The following is a 16,248-nucleotide window of genomic DNA, read 5'->3' as shown; positions in this document are numbered from 1 at the left end:
TCTGGAAAAATAGGAGCAGAAAAATGCGTTAAAGAGAGCTTTAAATACCCTTTGAAAGGTCTTTGAAGATCCTTTGAGAACCCCTTAAAAACTCTTTGAGAAAAAATAAATTGGTACAAAACCTAGTGTCAAAATATACAAAACCTGCTGGCAAGCTACAGGCAAGCTACAACAATAAAAACCGCTGGCAAGCTACACACAATAAAAAAGCAATGGTAGCGGAGGAGGGATTTGAACCCCCGACACAAGGATTATGATTCCTCTGCTCTAACCTACTGAGCTACTCCGCCAAAATAAGCAATCATAATTGTCAATAATTACATCTTTTGCGGATATAAGGGGTAGAATAGTAAGATGTCAAGCGTCGTTTTTAAGCTTTTCTCTTGTCATTCTATTTTATCCTCGATATGTAAAAGTGTAATTTTCATATGATAAAGTAAGGTAAGGCATGAAAATGGTGCCACGTGTAGCGGTTTTAGGATGCGGTCATTGGGGTGAAAATCATATACGGACACTCCACTCTCTCGGGGCTTTAGCAGCAGTTTCTGATATTGATAATGATCGTGCTGCTAGTTTTGCAACACTGTATGGTGTAGAGGTTGTTACACCAGATGATCTTTTTACTCATCGAGATATTGATGCGTTGGTATTAGCGTTGCCGCCACAATTGCATACGCAAAATGTGCTCCGTGCTGTTAAAAATGGTAAAGATGTTTTGGTGGAAAAACCAATAGCCTTGAATGTTTCTGATGCTAAACGCCAAGTTCAGGAGGCTGAGGCCTATGAGCGAGTTTTTATGGTGGGCCATATTTTACGTTTTCATCCGGCTTTTGAAAAAATGTGTGAATTGGTGAAAAACGGAGATGTGGGAGATGTGCGATATATTTATTCTCATAGATTAGGCTTTGGAAAATTTCACACACACAGTGATGCTTTATGGGATCTTGCCCCTCATGATCTCTCAATGATTTTGGCGTTGACAGGATGTGAACCTTCCGAAATTCGCGGTGAGGGGGCTGCTGTCGTTGATCAGATTTCTGATTTTTCTCATATTCATATGATTTTTCCAAATGGTGTGCGTAGTCATCTTTTTACTTCACGCTTGAGTTCTTATCGTGAGAGGCGTTTAATTGTTGTTGGAACAAAGGCTATACTCGTTTTTGATGATATGGAACCGTGGAGTCGTAAATTGGCAATGCACCATTTTGCCGTTTGGAAAGAAAATCAAGAGTGGGCTTTTAGCATGGATGAGCTGAATTACATTGATGTTTGTGAAGATTTGCCGCTTACTTGCGAATTACGGCATTTCCTTCATTGTATTGAAACGCGTCAATCACCTCGTACAAATGGTGATGATGCTATTGCGGTTTTACGGATTTTAACAGCTGCTGATGTCAATTATGATAGATAAAAGAGATAGGTAGCGCTTTTGCATTCTTGTGATGATCAATGGAGTTAATATGCAATTCATCGACCTTGGGGCGCAGCGTGCGCGTATTGAAGATAAAATTAATTCTGCAATTGCGCATGTAGTCGCTAGTGGTAAGTATATTTTGGGGCCAAAAGTAACAGAATTTGAAGAGAAATTGGCAGAATATCTTGGCGTTAAACATGTGATTGCATGTGCTAATGGAACAGATGCTTTGAAGATGCCTCTTATGGCTAAAAATATTGGTCCAGGGGATGCTGTTTTTTGTCCTAGTTTTACGTTTTCTGCAACGGCTGAAGTGGTTGCTTTGGTGGGGGCTAAACCTGTTTTTGTTGATGTTTTACCTGATACATTCAATATTGATGTTGAAAAACTTTCTCACGCTATCGAAATGGTAAAAAAAGAGGGACGTCTAAAGCCAAAAGCTATTATTGCCGTTGATTTATTTGGACTTTCTGCTGACTATGTGCAAATTGCTCAAGTGGCTGCAAAGGAAAATCTTTTTGTAATTGAAGATGCTGCTCAATCTATGGGGGGGAGAAGCGGTAATACTATGTGTGGTGCTTTTGGTGATGTGGCTGCTACAAGTTTTTATCCTGCAAAACCATTAGGATGTTATGGTGATGGAGGCGCTATGATGACCAATGATGATCATTTTGCAGAACTTTTACGCTCTATTTTGTTTCATGGTAAAGGTGAAACGCAATATGACAATGTACGTATTGGTATGAATTCGCGCCTAGATAGCATTCAGGCTGCAATTTTACTAGAAAAGTTTGCGATTTTTGAAGATGAAATGGAAAAGCGTGTGGAAATTGCTCAACGCTATTCCAATGGCTTAAGAGATATTGTTACAGTTCCAGAAATAGGAGAAAATATTCGTTCTGCTTATGCACAATATACGATTAAGGTAAAAGAACGGGATAAATTAAAAGATTTTTTACAAAAAAATTCTATTCCTACAATGATTTATTATAAAACTCCTTTACATCAACAGCCAGCTTATAAACACTTCCCTTATGTAAAAGATTCCCTTTCTGTTTCAGAGTCTTTAGGAGAGTGTGTTTTAAGTTTACCAATGCATCCTTACTTGACACAAACGGATCAGGATATGATTATCAAAAAAATAAGAGATTTTTATCACTCTTGAGAGCGTGTTTTTATCCTTAAAATTATGGTCAAAGCTCTATTGGTGATCCATCTTAGAAGGTATTTTTTGTTAGAGTGTGTGGCCAATATTTTGGTATTATTTCCTTTCTAGGACCTATGAAATGTTGTCCTTTAGAGCGGTGATATGATTAGAAAGTGAAGCTTCTAGACAAGAAGATATTTTTTAACAGAACGGTATGGGCTAAGAAACTTTGTCCTTAGCTTAGCAAAAAAGTCACGTTTAGTAAAAAGGATTTGGGTTATGAAAGTTACAATGAACCTTTGTTGATTTTACTCTTCATTTAAGGTGTTTTAAAAGATAACTTATTTAACAGGGCTTTTGGAGAGAAAAGTTATTTTTTGGCGAATACGTGATGCTAGGTCATTTTTGCTTTTGGATTTTTGAATCAATGTGTTGATGGGTGATGTATTCCCCTCTTGTAGCGCTATTTGAGCTGCCAATGTTGCTGCAAGTTCTTTTGTTTCTTCTCGGAGTTCTTCTAGCAATTGGTGGTTGGCGGTCGTGTCCAGCTCATGAGTTTGGATTTTTTGTAAGCGTTGCTGATAGTGTGCGACTTTTTCACGCATCATTTGTCTTTCCTTTGGAAGTGTGTAGTGTGGCGATATTTTGTTTGATTGCTATCGCTTCTTTGGTGAGAGTATCTTTTGTGGGGAGGCATAGCCGATAAAATTGTTCTGTTACTTGGCTCAATTGTATTTTTTGTTGGACATATTTTTTTTGCAAAAATTCGTACTTTTGTTGGTTGTTTGCTAATTCTACAGCATGTTGTGCACGAAGAAAATCGTGATTTGCTTCTATTTCCGCGAGTGATAATGGCATTTTCGCACAAACATCTTTATACGCAAAATGAACGGCTTTACGCCAAATAAAAGGAGATAAAAGCACCAGTAACCAGGAAGTAAAAGCAACTCCAAGTATAAAAAAAAGAAATGATTGAATAAGCATAATACCCCTTTTCAAATAAGAAACCGTTTAAAATGGATTCCATGTCGGTCTATGTGTTAATTTTAAATATCCTATATTGATACCAAGGCGTGCGCCGACTCCTGTACGTATTGGGATTAACAAGGTATTATGGTATTTTAGGACATGAAAACCAACACCTGCAATTAAATAGGCCGAACCTGAAATACCACCATAGCGTCTCCATAAATTATTTATGCCATTAAGATTGTAAACTAAGATCATTAAACGGGAGCCTTGGCCGCCAAAATCCCATCCTACTGAGGGACCTTGCCAAAAAACTTTATGTTGACCATAGCTTTTGGTAAAAACCATTCCTTCGCCATAGGTTAATCCAGCAAAAAAGGCACCAGAAGCTTCTTCTCCTAAAATATAGGCATTGGGATAACCGTATTTTGAAAAAATATTTTGAATTGCAACAGCCAGACCACTGGCTGTTTTTCCAAAAAAAATATGACCAGAATCAATAATTTCTTGGAGTGAATAATGAGGTTCGTTTTGCTCTATTGGTTTTAGTCGAGCTTGTGTAGTGTTTATGGTGATGAATAAAAGGAAGATTAAAGATATAATATTTTTGTACCAGTATTTGAGCAGAGAGAGAGCCATGGAGTTTTCTCCTTTTATTAGTGATAAACAAAAAGATAATATTAGAATTTTCATTCTATTCAAATAAAAAATAAGATATAAGGTTATTTAAATTCTTGAATTTATTTCTGAATTTTTTAGCATGATTGTTAATGTTTCCTATTATGCATCAGATGTTAAGAGTTTTTCTTTAAAATAAAGTTTGTTTTTTTGAATCTAGGAGTTTTCAATCATTATGACGTTAGATATTTCTTTGAAGCCTATGGATCTTGCTGCTTTGCTTTGTAGTCGTATTTGCCATGATTTGATTTCACCTGTGGGGGCTATTCAAAATGCAATGGAGCTTTATGATGAAGGAGGAGCTGAAGAAGATGCTTTACAATTGGTGCGTTTATCCGTTGCGAGTGCTGCTGTACGTCTACAATTTGCGCGATTGGCTTTTGGTTTTGCTGGTGCAAGTGGAGGACAAATAGATACACGGACTGCAGAGCAGGTTGCTCAACAATATATGAAAGAAGAAAAAGCAACTTTAAAATGGCAAGCTTCTTCTTTATTGTTAGAAAAAGATGAAGTTAAACTTTTGCTTAATTTATTATTGATTGCAAACGCAACAGTTTCTCGTGGTGGTGAAATTGTTGTTATGATTTTGCAAGAAGAAAATAAACGTTCTTTTCGATTTGAGGTTTTCGGTAGAACTCTCCGTATACCCCCTCATTTTCTTGCGTTATTTCGTGGAGAAGTTCAAGAAGAGCTTATTGATGCACATGTCATCCAATTTTATTACACAATGTTACTTGCTCAGATGACAGAGATGAAAATAAATATTGATGAAAGTGATGGTTGTATTGTTTTAGAAAGTGTAAAAAAGCTTTGAATAAGAGAGAAGCGCTTAAGCTGTGTTGGGAAAAGTGGCTTCGATTGAACTTATGAGCGATAAGGTTATATGTGTAAATTGGGTGTGGTTACTTCTTAAGCTTTAAGCGCTTTCTATATGAGATTTTTAGTGTGCGAGTTCTCTACTTTTAACAGAGAAAAGATCTCTGGAAAAAATCTCGGCCCGCTACACTCCGAGATTTTACAATGTGCATGTTCACTGCTTAAGCGGTTTTTCGTACGTTCTCTTCAACTGGATCACGTAATACATAACCACGTCCCCAAACTGTATCAATGTAATTTACACTGGAAGAGACTGCTTCCAATTTTTTCCGCAATTTACAAATAAAAACATCGATAATCTTTAGTTCTGGTTCATCCATTCCACCATAGAGATGATTGAGAAACATTTCCTTGGTAAGGGTGGTACCTTTGCGTAAAGAGAGAAGCTCTAACATTTGGTATTCTTTACCGGTTAAGTGAACAGGGCGCCCTGCAACTTCGACAGTTTTTGTGTCAAGGTTAACGGTGAGATCTCCGGTAACAATAACCGATTGTGCATGTCCTTTTGAACGACGAACAACTGCATGGATACGTGCAATGAGCTCATCCTTATGAAAAGGCTTCGTCATATAGTCGTCTGCTCCAAAGCCAAAACCACGAACCTTATCTTCAATGGCATTCATACCAGAAAGGATTAGGACAGGAGTTTTTATTTTTGCCAACCTTAGAGTCCGCAAGACATCATACCCTGACATGTCAGGCAAATTCAGATCAAGCAAAATGATATCATAATCATAGAGTTTTCCTAAATCGATACCTTCTTCACCCAGATCAGTGATATAAACATTAAAGTTAGCCGACTTTAACATCAACTCAATGCTTTGAGTAACTGCTCTATCATCTTCAATTAATAATACGCGCATTTTAGATCCCTCACTTTGCTCCTTCACGAATCATAAGGAGCATTTCTATTTTATATCAGTTAGCAAAACCACTGTTATAAAAACAATTCATTAAATCAAACACTTATAACAAAGCGTTTATGAACATTTCAGTAGTACGCGTAACAATCACTACTAAATTCCCCACTATCCATGATAGTGGTTAACAAAATATTTTTATTTTTGAAAGAGGCTACAAAATTATTTTAGAAAAATCCTATATTTTTTAACATAATAAAAAAGGAGGGCTTTTTCTATAAACTTTAACTTAAAAAAATTTGTAAAAGAGCTTTATAAATTACTTCTTTACAATTTCAGTGTTTATTTACTGAGCTTTAAACCTCTTCAGTTTATAATGGGGGAAAAGTTAAAGAAATAGTTATTGCTCTTTAAAGCAGATTGTATTTTCAGATGCTTTAATGCAAGGCAAAAATTATTATAATTTCAAGTTAATAGACTGTTTTTGTCGGATAGATATATAACTAAAAGATATTTATTGGGTGTGAATGCGAGTTTTGAGTTGGCGCAATCAAGGAGTAGTGAGTATGAAGTCACGAGAAAATATGGTGCGATTGAGGATGTTTCAAGTGCGTGGAAAGCGCCGTGAAATTGCACAGCTTGAGATGATGATCGCAGAATTTGAACGAATGGTGTTAGAGTTGGAAGCACAGATTACTCATGAAGAACGTAAATCTGGAAACAATGATGTTCACCATTTTGCTTATTCTGCTTTTGCGCGTGCAGCGCGGCAAAGACGTGATAATCTGATCAATTCAATTCGTGATTTAGAACTTCAAAAAACAAATGCTGAAATTGCTCTCCATGAAGCTAATACAGAGCTGCAACGTGCACAGCTTTTGGAAGCACGAGAAAAGAAGATTGCTGCGGATGATAAGGATATTTTGATTCAATCTAATTCAATGGTTGGCTAATTTAATGGCTGGATGATAAAAGCAATTATTGAAAAATCCATTCTTTCAAGTTTATCTTTTGGATATAGTATAAAACAGCCAAACTTTTATCAAGTTTGGCTGTTTTATAGATTGCTTTATGTTATTAATCAATGGCAACTTAATGCCTGTAGTGTTGAATCTTGGTCGTTCGTAATCCCGCTAAACCGTGTTCATCGATTAAACTTTGCCATGAAAGAAATTCTTCCACGGTCAAAGTATAACGGTGGCACGCTTCGTCAAGACTTAACAATCCACCTCTGACAGCCGCAACAACTTCAGCTTTGCGACGAATCACCCAGCGCCGTGTTGTTTGCGGCGGTAGGTCGGCAATTGTAAGCGGACTTCCATCTGGCCCAATAACATATTTCATTTGTGTTTTTATCAAGTTGCTCATTCGTATCCTCTACCTTTAGTCAAGGACTTGATTCGTTTATAGAGCATGAAATTTAAAAAAGAGCTAAAAGCGCTGAAAGAAAAAATTAATAAAGTGATTGGGTATGTAAAAAGAAGCTCAAGTTGAAGTGTGTAGAAGAGATTCTTGCAATATTTTACCGGATTTTTCAAAAGAGAAAAAAGGTTTTCTCCTAAACGATTACCATTATGCCTTATTTCTATCATTCTTTTTTTGTTTGCAGCAGCTTTTAAGAAAGTAATGCCTATGGTTGTGGAAAGGATAAAAAAATAATATAAAGACAATCAATCGTGTAAAAGTGCTAAAGAGCGTGCATCAGAATGTCAACATATGGCTAGCCATTAAACAGAGCATTAAATAGAGAATGAATACATGTTTTTAAACAGTCTTGATTTACCAGGACAACCTGAGGATTCTCGCATTGTTGTTGCAATGTCGGGGGGGGTTGATTCATCGGTTGTTGCAGGTCTTTTGAAAAAGGAAGGGTATAATGTTATTGGCATTACGTTGCAGCTTTATGATCATGGGGAAGCAACGCATCGGGTGGGGGCGTGTTGCGCAGGACAAGATATTGAGGATGCACGCCGCGTTGCAGAAACACTAGGAATACCGCATTATGTTCTTGATTATGAAAAGCGCTTTCGCGAAGCTGTTATTGATCCTTTTGCAGAAAGTTATGCTCATGGAGAGACCCCAGTACCATGTATTGCATGTAATCAAACGGTTAAGTTTGCTGATTTATTAACAACGGCACGCGAATTGGGAGCAGATGCTTTGGCTACGGGACATTATATTCGTTCGCGTTCCCACGGAGCGCATCGAGCACTCTTTCGTCCTCTCGATAATGATCGTGATCAGAGTTATTTTCTCTTTGCAACGACACAAGAACAGATTGATTATTTGCGTTTTCCACTTGGTGACCTTCCAAAAGCCCGCGTTCGTGAAATGGCAGCAGAAATGGGCTTTGTGGTTGCCAATAAGCATGATAGTCAGGATATTTGCTTTGTTCCACAAGGAAAATATTCAGATGTTATCGCAAAACTGCGTCCAGAAGCAGCTAATCCTGGCGTTATTGTCCATATTGATGGAAAGATTTTAGGTAAACATTCGGGAATTGTTAATTATACGGTTGGTCAACGTCGTGGTATTGGGGTGTCAACGGGTGAAGCGCTTTATGTGGTTTATCTCGATGTGGAAAATGCACGTGTTATTGTTGGACCGCGTGAAATGTTAGAAACGCATAAGCTTTTTTTACGTGATGTGAATTGGCTTGGTGATGAGTCGTTAGATAAATTTCCTTCTCAAGGTATTGAGGTGGCTGTAAAGGTGCGTTCAACGCGTCCTCCTCACCTTGCGCGTTTACATTATAAAGAAGGTATTTTTTCCGTTGATTTATTGGAATGTGAAAATGGTGTGGCACCAGGGCAAGCTTGCGTTCTTTATGATGGAAATGGTCATGAGGCGCGTATTCTTGGGGGAGGATTTGTAACACATTCAGAACGTGCAGCCGATACTGAAATGATGTTGAAGCGCGTTTTATGCAATCTCGAAACAAAAGATTCTGTTTCCTCAGAACTAAAAACAACAGCTTTATAAAGCATAGTAAATTGATTTAATGATATCTTTTAACCTTAAACTTGAATGAGAGACTTCCGGAAGATTTTCTCATTGAAAATTTGTTTTATGATTGAATCCATCAACATTATATCTTCTGCACGTCATAAGTGGGGTTAGGGTGTGGAAAGTGATGAAAAAAATGTAAAAATGTTTTTTATCAATGCTTTCAAAGGCTAGGGAACGGCAATATTATTGGAGACTGGTAGATAACACACAACATTAGGTATGTTCTATAATTTGAAGTGTTATCATCTTTAGTGGTCAAAGTTGGCAAAATGAGCAAGTGCAATACCTGAGGCTGTGGCAACATTAAGGCTGTCAAAACCGTCAGTCATGGGAATACGTAAGGTGTTTGATTGTTGTAGTATATGGGGTGGTAAGCCATCACCTTCTGTTCCAAAAATAAGTGCCATTCTTTTGGTTTTGTTGGCTTGTTTGAGAGTGTGTGAGGCAGAAGGGGAGAGTGCATAAAGATGAAAGTTTTCATCGTTTAGAGCAGCTATAATGTCATCTATATCAGCGTTTTGCGTATAGGGTACTTTTAAAGCAGCGCCGGCAGACACTCTTATTGATTTGCGATACAGTGGATCGCATGAGGTTTTGTCGACAATAATGCCATTACTGGCAAAGGCTGCTGCATTACGAAAAATTGATCCCATATTATCGTGATTCGAGATACCACATAAAACAAGAATCAAAGCTTTTTCTGGAAGATGTTGTAAAAAACTTTGTAAAGATGGCAGTATTTTGCGTTTACCAATACCCAGAACACCACGATGAACATGGAAGCCGGTGATATTATCCATAACTTTTTGTGGAACGCAATAAATGGGACATAGGGGCTGTGTTTTTTCTAAAAGCGGTAGAAGTCCAGAGAGACGGTTTGCTACGATGAGCAGTGAGATGGCAGAAAACTCTTTTGAGTGTAGTAATGCGGACAATGTTACTTTGCCTTCAGCAATAAATTGATGTTGCCGTCCAACAAGATCTTTTTCACGGATATTATGATAGGCTTTTAGGCGTGGATCATCTGTTTCATTGATTGTTATGATATTCAAATGCATGCGAGATTTTTAGTGCTTTTTTCTTATGATTTCCAGATGTTAGAATTTGTTTTATTTAAAAAGAAGAGACAAAAAAATATTTTTTAAAACTTATGGTAGAATTTATGTTGACAACATGCAACCATAGGTATAATGTAAAAATACTGATACGGAATCATATATTTTTCTTGTATCGGGTGCAGTGTCTTGGGTCCCCGCTATTTCCCAAGCTCTGTATGCCCTTAATTTCTAAGGGAAAAGAATCTGGGTCCCCAATGCCCAGATTCTTTTTTTTGAGGGTAATCATTGTTCTTCTTTTTATATCTAAATTTTTTAATAAATCATATTTTAAAGTCCAGTTGACCTGTAAGGTTACAGTAGAGTGCTAAGATATTTTTTCTAAGGTGCAAAGATGACTTATAGATGGGTTATAATGCACATCATAAGATTAAAAAATAATGCATGATCATGATAGATTTGAGCAAAAACAAGTTTTTCGTTTATGAGAAGTGAGATGGCTTTAAGTTATTCAGAAAACGATTAATAATGAAGGTTATGTGTTTGATTGCTCTTGGGAAAACTCTTCTTTCTATTATTTTCTCTCTTCTTTATTTATTGGTGCTGTTCGTGTAACTGAGCAGTTTTTACGATAATAATGGTGAGCTGAGGCGTTTATTGTATGATGAAGCTTCTGTAATATTGAGGAAAGATCGTCGTTATGCCAAAAGTATAATGATATGGTTGAAAATATTAATTCCCTATTTCGTGAAGAAAAGGATGAGGTTCATGGATGTAAAAATCAATATACAAAGCTTAACTTTATACTCTATTTTTATTGCGTGTATTGTTTTTGCTTTGAAATATTGGGCATATCACATCACAGGTTCGGTTGCACTTTATTCTGATGCATTGGAATCAATCGTTAATATTCTTGCGTCATTAGCAGCATGGTGGGCTGTTAAAGTGAGTATGAAGCCAGCAGATCATGATCATCCCTTTGGGCATCATAAAGCGGAATATTTTTCCGCAATTCTTGAAGGGGTACTCATTATTATTGCGGCAATTGTTATTTTAAGAGAAGCATGGATAGCTCTTTCTACCGTTAAATTGTTGCAGAAGCCTGGAATATGGCTTGCTATTCATCTTATTGCAACTGTCATAAACTGTATGTGGGGAATGGTTCTTATTGGGCAGGGAAAACTCCATCGCTCACCGGCTCTTAAAGCTGATGGAGTACATTTTATAACTGATGTTTTTACGTCGCTTGCAATTTTAATTGGTTTGATTGCTGGTTTTGTCGGAGGATGGGGAGCTTTAGATCCAATTTTAGCGATAATCGTTGCCATTAATATTCTCTTACAGGGCTGGAAGGTGATTAGAAATGCTGTTCAGGGATTAATGGATGTTGGCGTTGAATTGAATGAAAGCATGCGGATTCGTGAGCTGATTTCTGCAAATGCATCGGGTGCGCTTGAGGTCCATGATTTGCGGACGCGTGTTGCTGGGAGGGTTACTTTTATAGAGTTTCATTTGGTTGTGCCTGCTATAATGCAGGTAGGAGAAGCACATAAAATTTGTGATAAAATCGAAGCTGTTCTTCAAAAAGAATTTGATAATGTGCGTATTTCTATTCATGTCGAGCCTGAAGATGAGGCAAAATTGCCTCCTGGTACAACGGTGATCCCTTTTATATAAAAAGATTTTTTCAAATTGTCTGTTATGTTATAAGGGCTGTTTTTTTATGATGGAGCGATTCATACCTCTCGAAAATACGATGATGCTCTTTTGTTGATTTTATTTTTGCATCAATCAAGTATACAAGGTTAAATAGAGTATTTAAGGCAAGATTTATTCTATTTTGTTAAAACACTGTCATTTAAGGTGTGGTGAGATAAGGCATATAAAATTTGATCTATTAAGTGTTTTTAGAGTATGGAGTAAATATTCAAAATACGACTTACCGCTGTATTCTTTTGTAAGTGAATCTCATGAAATGGTTAGCAGCTTAAATCCACTTAAGAGAACGGATTGTTTACAGACTTTCAGGAGTAGATGTTTCGTCTCTTAGGGCGAAGAGGAGTGAAGCCTTCGTAATAAGTTTAATGAGATTTAATTATAAATTTTATATAAAAGTTATGAATAGGGTTTTAAAGTTTGTGATCATAGATTAATCATCATTATTGTTGCTAATAAATGTATTGTTTTATCGATACAATGGATTCTGTTTAGAGTGTTCTTTATTGCATGAAGGATGGGGACTCATTAAAGAATGAAAAAAAATAATGCTCATGTCTCTACTCTTTGAAGGATATTATTGTCGTTGCTGTAGAAAATCGCAAAGCTGAACTAAAGAATGATGCTAAAGATAGAAACTGGTTTTAATTGATGCTTTCATATTTTCATTCCAATCTGGCATCAAAATTTTACAAGGACTCGTACAGTATTGGTGCATCCTAATCATAAATATGCTTCTACATTAGAGCTATTTTAATTGATAGACAATAACAAAAAGCAAAGACTTTATAAGGAAAACAATGCTATAAAGTCAAAAATTTATATGCAATAAATTAGAGAGGTAGATTGAATTTTTATAAAATACTTTATGAAACAACACCAAACATATCTGGCTTTACTTTTACTTATTTTTACAAACGTTCGTTTGTGTTTTTTGCGTTATATTCGTAAAGATCAGATTAGCGGTAATCTAAAGATAACTCTTGGTTGAGAATATGAAAGGAAAGCGTGATACTATAATAGAGTCTTTTCTGTCTTTAATCTTTCAACCAGTAAAAGTGATTACAAATCCGTGATTTCTCCAAAAATGATTTTGTCAGACCTATAAACAAAGTTAGATCAAAACGACTTTTTTCTCTTAAAACTGTAAACAAATATATTATATCCGTATAGCTTGAACGAAGTTAGATGTTTACCTGAATAACGACAGTATATATTTTAAGAATAGAGAAGATATTTCATATCGCTATGATGTTATTCAAGAGCTCTTAAAACAATGATTCCTGGTGTTTTTTCAACATAATTCATAAAAGGAGAATCAACGACTTTTTCGTTTTCTTTTCGTGAAGAAGCATTTCTTAACATTGGCCCTTTATCTGTCATGATAAAGAAGCCCACATGTGTTACATCCAATCCAGCAAGTTTCGTATAAATACCAATGAAATCACCAGACTGTAAACGACCTATCACCTCCTCATTAATAAAGTTACTTGGAATATACGTTATCGTGCGTTTCACAACTGGCAACCCAGGTAGATAGCTTTCACCATCAGCTTTTTTGTTGAGATATTTTTCTATTTTTACCGCATGGGGACTTATTTCAGCGGTAATATCAGTGGCGAGTTTATATTCTCTATAAGCCCAATCCGTAAAAAAATGTTTCCGATTTAAAAAATCAACATTACCGTTAATATAACGCGTTTTTATGACGTTATTTATGAATTCTGTTTGGGATGTTGATTTGCGCAATGCTTCAACATAATCCAGATAAGTGAAGCAATCTAAGCCTCTAAAGTCAATAATCAGTTTTTCTGGTGTATTTTCTGAGCCATGTAACATATTTGCTTGGTAAGGTGTCCCTAAAAAAGCTTCAGAAAGAAAGTCAATTAGTGCCCCTTTTTCCTGATAATTTGTTTCTGAACGTTTTTTGAGAAGAGTATTTAATTTATTTAGAGTATAGGGATCTAGGTTTACGTTGGTTGTTTGTTGTGTTTTTATTTTATTTTCTAAAATACTCTCTTGTGAATCAGAATCCTGAACATCACATCCTGTTACCAACATTAATATGAGAATTAATAGGGATATTTTTCGCATTTTATACACCATTTTTGAATTAAAAATTCATGACGAACTATTTCTAAAAGTGCTATTTTTTTAAATGCTTATCATGATCATCGTTAGATTTAATGGTAGCATACAATCATTAAGAGTATATATGAATATAAAGATAAAATAAGGTTCCACAAATTGCAAGCGATATGAATATTTTCTAAGATTATAGAATTAAAGAACTTTCTCTATAATATACTTATTTTTTAATCAAAATTATTGTCAAATAAATACTTTTAAAAATATGATGAGCTTTTTACGTTGTTAAGCTATTCTGGTGATGCTGCTTTAACCTTATAGCATATTCTGAGGGTAAGAAAATTTTTTAAGAGCTTATCTTTTAAAAGGTTTCAATTACTATAGTATATCTAACGTATCTGATGGAATTGAGATTCCTGAAAACGGTGGGATGAGAGGGGGAAACGATGTCTGATAAAATTCATCATAATGTCTCTAAAACTATTGGAAATACTTTGTGTTTCATGAAATTTTGTTCATGAGTTTGTCGCACAAATATTTTGTTCGTATAATGCAAAAAAATTTTTATTCTTTGATAATGAGATAGCAATTAAATATATACCAATTAAAACGTAATTTTATAGTTTTATCTTGACTCTTACTTAAATTTTTACTTTGTTATTATTTTGTATGTGAAAAGTATACGGTATAGAATACTTTTAAAAGGAAAAGGGAGTTAAAAGAGAGCGGGGGAGTCATTGTATGCGTAAAATAGTGTGTATGTTATGCCAGACCAAATGCTCAATCCGAAATTTGTTCAGCGTGGGCTCGTTTTAGTGTTCATCACTTTATTGTTAGATATTCTTTGTATTGCGATCATTTGTCCTGTTTTGCCTGAATATTTTTCTCAATTAACTGGAAAAGAGGTCAGTACATCTTTTGTAGAAAGAGGAAAATTACTTGCAGCTTATTCAGTGATGCAGTTTTTGTTTGCTCCTGTTATTGGCAATCTCTCAGATCGTTATGGTCGTCGTCCTATTTTGCTTCTCTCTATTATCTGCTTTGCTCTTGATAATCTCATATGTGCTATAGCATGGAGCTATTCTATGTTATTTATCGGACGTCTTTTGTCAGGGATAAGTGGCGCTAGTTTTGCAACTTGTACAGCTTATCTTGCGGATATATCCGATGATAAAACCCGTACACGCAATTTTGGTTTGTTAGGCATTGCATCCGCATTGGGGTTTATTTTAGGATCGTTTATAGGTGGTTTTTTAGGTCAGTTTGGTCCGCGTATTCCGTTTTATTTTGCTGTTGGTTTTTCTCTCATTAATTTTATTTTTTCTTGGGTTATGCTTCCAGAAACCCTTTCTTTATGGAATAGGCGCTTTTTTGATATTAAGCGGGCAAATCCCTTAGGTGCTTTTTGGCATCTGAAACAATACCCGATGGTTCTTTGGGTGTTATTGGTCTTTTTTCTTTATTGGTTTGCGGAATCTGTATGGTTAAGCATTTGGGCTTTCATTGCAAAAGAACGCTATGATTGGAGTTCTTTTTCTATTGGACTCTCCTATAGTGTTTTTGGGGTAGGCCAATTTATTGTAGTCGCTCTCATTTTGCCTTATTTTTCTAAACGATGGAGTGATTGGCATATTGTTATAGTGGGGCTTTTGTTTGCCTCCGTTGCTATGCTGGGTTATACATTCGCGACGCAGGGGTGGATGGTTTATATGGTTTGTGCGTGTACAATGCTTGAATATCTTGTTCATGCACCTATACGTGCGATTGCTTCAGCGCAGGTACCTACAAATGTACAAGGAGAACTGCAAGGAGCGATGACATCTGTTATTTCGTTGAGTTTAACATTTGGTTCTGTTTTTTATGTGTTTCTTTTTGAATGTTTTACAGATAAAAATGCACTGTTTTATTTTTCTGGTGCTCCTTTTGTTGGAGGCTTTTTTCTTCTTGTCGTTGCGACAGTTATTTTTGCCTTGCGGGTACGTTAATTTGTTGAGAGGGGCTGGTACGTACTATTTTGCTAAAGAATGCACAAGATAAACAAAATGTATCATTTTATAGGCAGAAAGTTTTTGTGATATTTGTTTCACAAAGTGTTGTATAAAATATCGATATATCCTTCTCATTTAGTAAAAATAATTTTTTTATTTTGTGATATTGTTTGTAGAGGGGGAGTCCGTATTTTTTCTATTGCTTGCAAATTAATATCCAGTGCTAATGCAGCAGCATATTGAAAACAAAGATTAAAACGTATCTGAGTTAGATGTATCAGTATTGTATGAACAATTCCAAATTTTATATGGCAAATTGGAAGTAAAATATTGCTTATATTTGTTGGCATCACTTCTGGAATCGAAAGAAAACCTCATTTTGGAAGAATATAAAGTTGTAAAATTGAAAAGATGTTTTCTGTTTTGCGATTACTTTTTTATTCGACTT

General features: G+C 35.8%; 14 protein-coding genes and 1 tRNA gene. 7 read left to right on the top strand and 8 right to left on the bottom strand.

Features of this window, described 5'->3' with window-relative positions:
- Window positions 1-213: 213 nt before the first annotated feature.
- Window positions 214-290, bottom strand: a tRNA-Met gene (locus ACFIMG_RS06635).
- Window positions 291-454: 164 nt separating this feature from the next.
- On the opposite strand from ACFIMG_RS06635, the gene ACFIMG_RS06630 reads away from it, so the two are divergent.
- On the top strand, window positions 455-1,411 hold the full coding sequence (locus ACFIMG_RS06630; protein WP_273790823.1) for a Gfo/Idh/MocA family protein: 957 nt from the start codon (window positions 455-457) through the stop codon (window positions 1,409-1,411).
- A 49-nt stretch (window positions 1,412-1,460) separates the two neighbouring features.
- Window positions 1,461-2,579: a DegT/DnrJ/EryC1/StrS family aminotransferase gene (locus ACFIMG_RS06625; RefSeq protein ID WP_375611954.1), complete on the top strand. Its 1,119-nt coding sequence runs from the start codon at window positions 1,461-1,463 to the stop codon at window positions 2,577-2,579.
- A 323-nt stretch (window positions 2,580-2,902) separates the two neighbouring features.
- Here ACFIMG_RS06625 and ACFIMG_RS06620 read toward each other — a convergent pair whose 3' ends face one another.
- Genes ACFIMG_RS06620 through ACFIMG_RS06610 form a run of 3 tightly spaced genes read right to left on the bottom strand, consistent with a single transcriptional unit; the run spans window position 2,903 to window position 4,169 of the window.
- Window positions 2,903-3,169, bottom strand: coding sequence for a hypothetical protein (locus ACFIMG_RS06620; protein WP_375611955.1), 267 nt, complete (start codon window positions 3,167-3,169; stop codon window positions 2,903-2,905).
- Window positions 3,159-3,545: a hypothetical protein gene (locus tag ACFIMG_RS06615; protein ID WP_375611956.1), complete on the bottom strand. Its 387-nt coding sequence runs from the start codon at window positions 3,543-3,545 to the stop codon at window positions 3,159-3,161. Before ACFIMG_RS06615 ends, ACFIMG_RS06620 begins: the two co-directional genes overlap by 11 nt.
- Before the next feature lie 27 nt (window positions 3,546-3,572).
- A complete protein-coding gene (locus ACFIMG_RS06610) occupies window positions 3,573-4,169 on the bottom strand; it encodes a DUF1134 domain-containing protein (protein WP_375613340.1) in 597 nt (198 codons plus the stop codon).
- Between the two features lie 214 nt (window positions 4,170-4,383).
- Here ACFIMG_RS06610 and chpT point away from each other — a divergent pair, with 214 nt between their 5' ends.
- Window positions 4,384-5,022 carry a histidine phosphotransferase ChpT gene (gene chpT / locus ACFIMG_RS06605; protein ID WP_375678636.1) on the top strand — a complete coding sequence of 213 codons (639 nt, stop codon included), beginning with the start codon at window positions 4,384-4,386 and terminating at the stop codon, window positions 5,020-5,022.
- A gap of 223 nt (window positions 5,023-5,245) precedes the next feature.
- Here the strand turns inward: chpT and ctrA are convergent, their stop codons facing one another.
- Entirely contained in the window at window positions 5,246-5,947 is a 702-nt protein-coding gene (gene ctrA, locus ACFIMG_RS06600) for a response regulator transcription factor CtrA (protein ID WP_273790819.1), read from the bottom strand.
- 563 nt (window positions 5,948-6,510) lie between these two features.
- On the opposite strand from ctrA, the gene ACFIMG_RS06595 reads away from it, so the two are divergent.
- Entirely contained in the window at window positions 6,511-6,897 is a 387-nt protein-coding gene (locus ACFIMG_RS06595; protein ID WP_375678635.1) for a flagellar export protein FliJ, read from the top strand.
- A gap of 139 nt (window positions 6,898-7,036) precedes the next feature.
- On the opposite strand, the gene ACFIMG_RS06590 is transcribed toward ACFIMG_RS06595, so the two are convergent.
- Complete coding sequence (locus ACFIMG_RS06590) at window positions 7,037-7,312, bottom strand: DUF1153 domain-containing protein (protein WP_273790817.1); 276 nt, start codon at window positions 7,310-7,312, stop codon at window positions 7,037-7,039.
- 390 nt (window positions 7,313-7,702) lie between these two features.
- On the opposite strand from ACFIMG_RS06590, the gene mnmA reads away from it, so the two are divergent.
- Window positions 7,703-8,926: a tRNA 2-thiouridine(34) synthase MnmA gene (gene mnmA, locus ACFIMG_RS06585; protein ID WP_375678634.1), complete on the top strand. Its 1,224-nt coding sequence runs from the start codon at window positions 7,703-7,705 to the stop codon at window positions 8,924-8,926.
- Window positions 8,927-9,201: 275 nt separating this feature from the next.
- On the opposite strand, the gene ACFIMG_RS06580 is transcribed toward mnmA, so the two are convergent.
- Entirely contained in the window at window positions 9,202-10,011 is an 810-nt protein-coding gene (locus ACFIMG_RS06580) for a TrmH family RNA methyltransferase (protein WP_375678633.1), read from the bottom strand.
- A gap of 765 nt (window positions 10,012-10,776) precedes the next feature.
- Between ACFIMG_RS06580 and ACFIMG_RS06575 the strand changes: the two genes are divergently transcribed.
- The gene (locus tag ACFIMG_RS06575; RefSeq protein ID WP_375678632.1) at window positions 10,777-11,685 is read left to right on the top strand and encodes a cation diffusion facilitator family transporter; all 909 of its coding nucleotides are present in this window, start codon (window positions 10,777-10,779) and stop codon (window positions 11,683-11,685) included.
- Between the two features lie 1,293 nt (window positions 11,686-12,978).
- Here the strand turns inward: ACFIMG_RS06575 and ACFIMG_RS06570 are convergent.
- Window positions 12,979-13,818, bottom strand: a complete 840-nt coding sequence (locus tag ACFIMG_RS06570) for a DUF1460 domain-containing protein (protein ID WP_375638346.1) — start codon at window positions 13,816-13,818, stop codon at window positions 12,979-12,981.
- 758 nt (window positions 13,819-14,576) lie between these two features.
- Here ACFIMG_RS06570 and ACFIMG_RS06565 point away from each other — a divergent pair.
- Window positions 14,577-15,797, top strand: coding sequence for an MFS transporter (locus ACFIMG_RS06565; protein ID WP_375678631.1), 1,221 nt, complete (start codon window positions 14,577-14,579; stop codon window positions 15,795-15,797).
- Window positions 15,798-16,248 lie beyond the last annotated feature (451 nt).

The organism is Bartonella sp. AP11XZML (genome assembly GCF_042196445.1).
GTDB lineage: Bacteria > Pseudomonadota > Alphaproteobacteria > Rhizobiales > Rhizobiaceae > Bartonella.
Note: the sequence above shows the minus strand (reverse complement) of the source record. Positions and strands in the feature narration are given on the sequence as shown.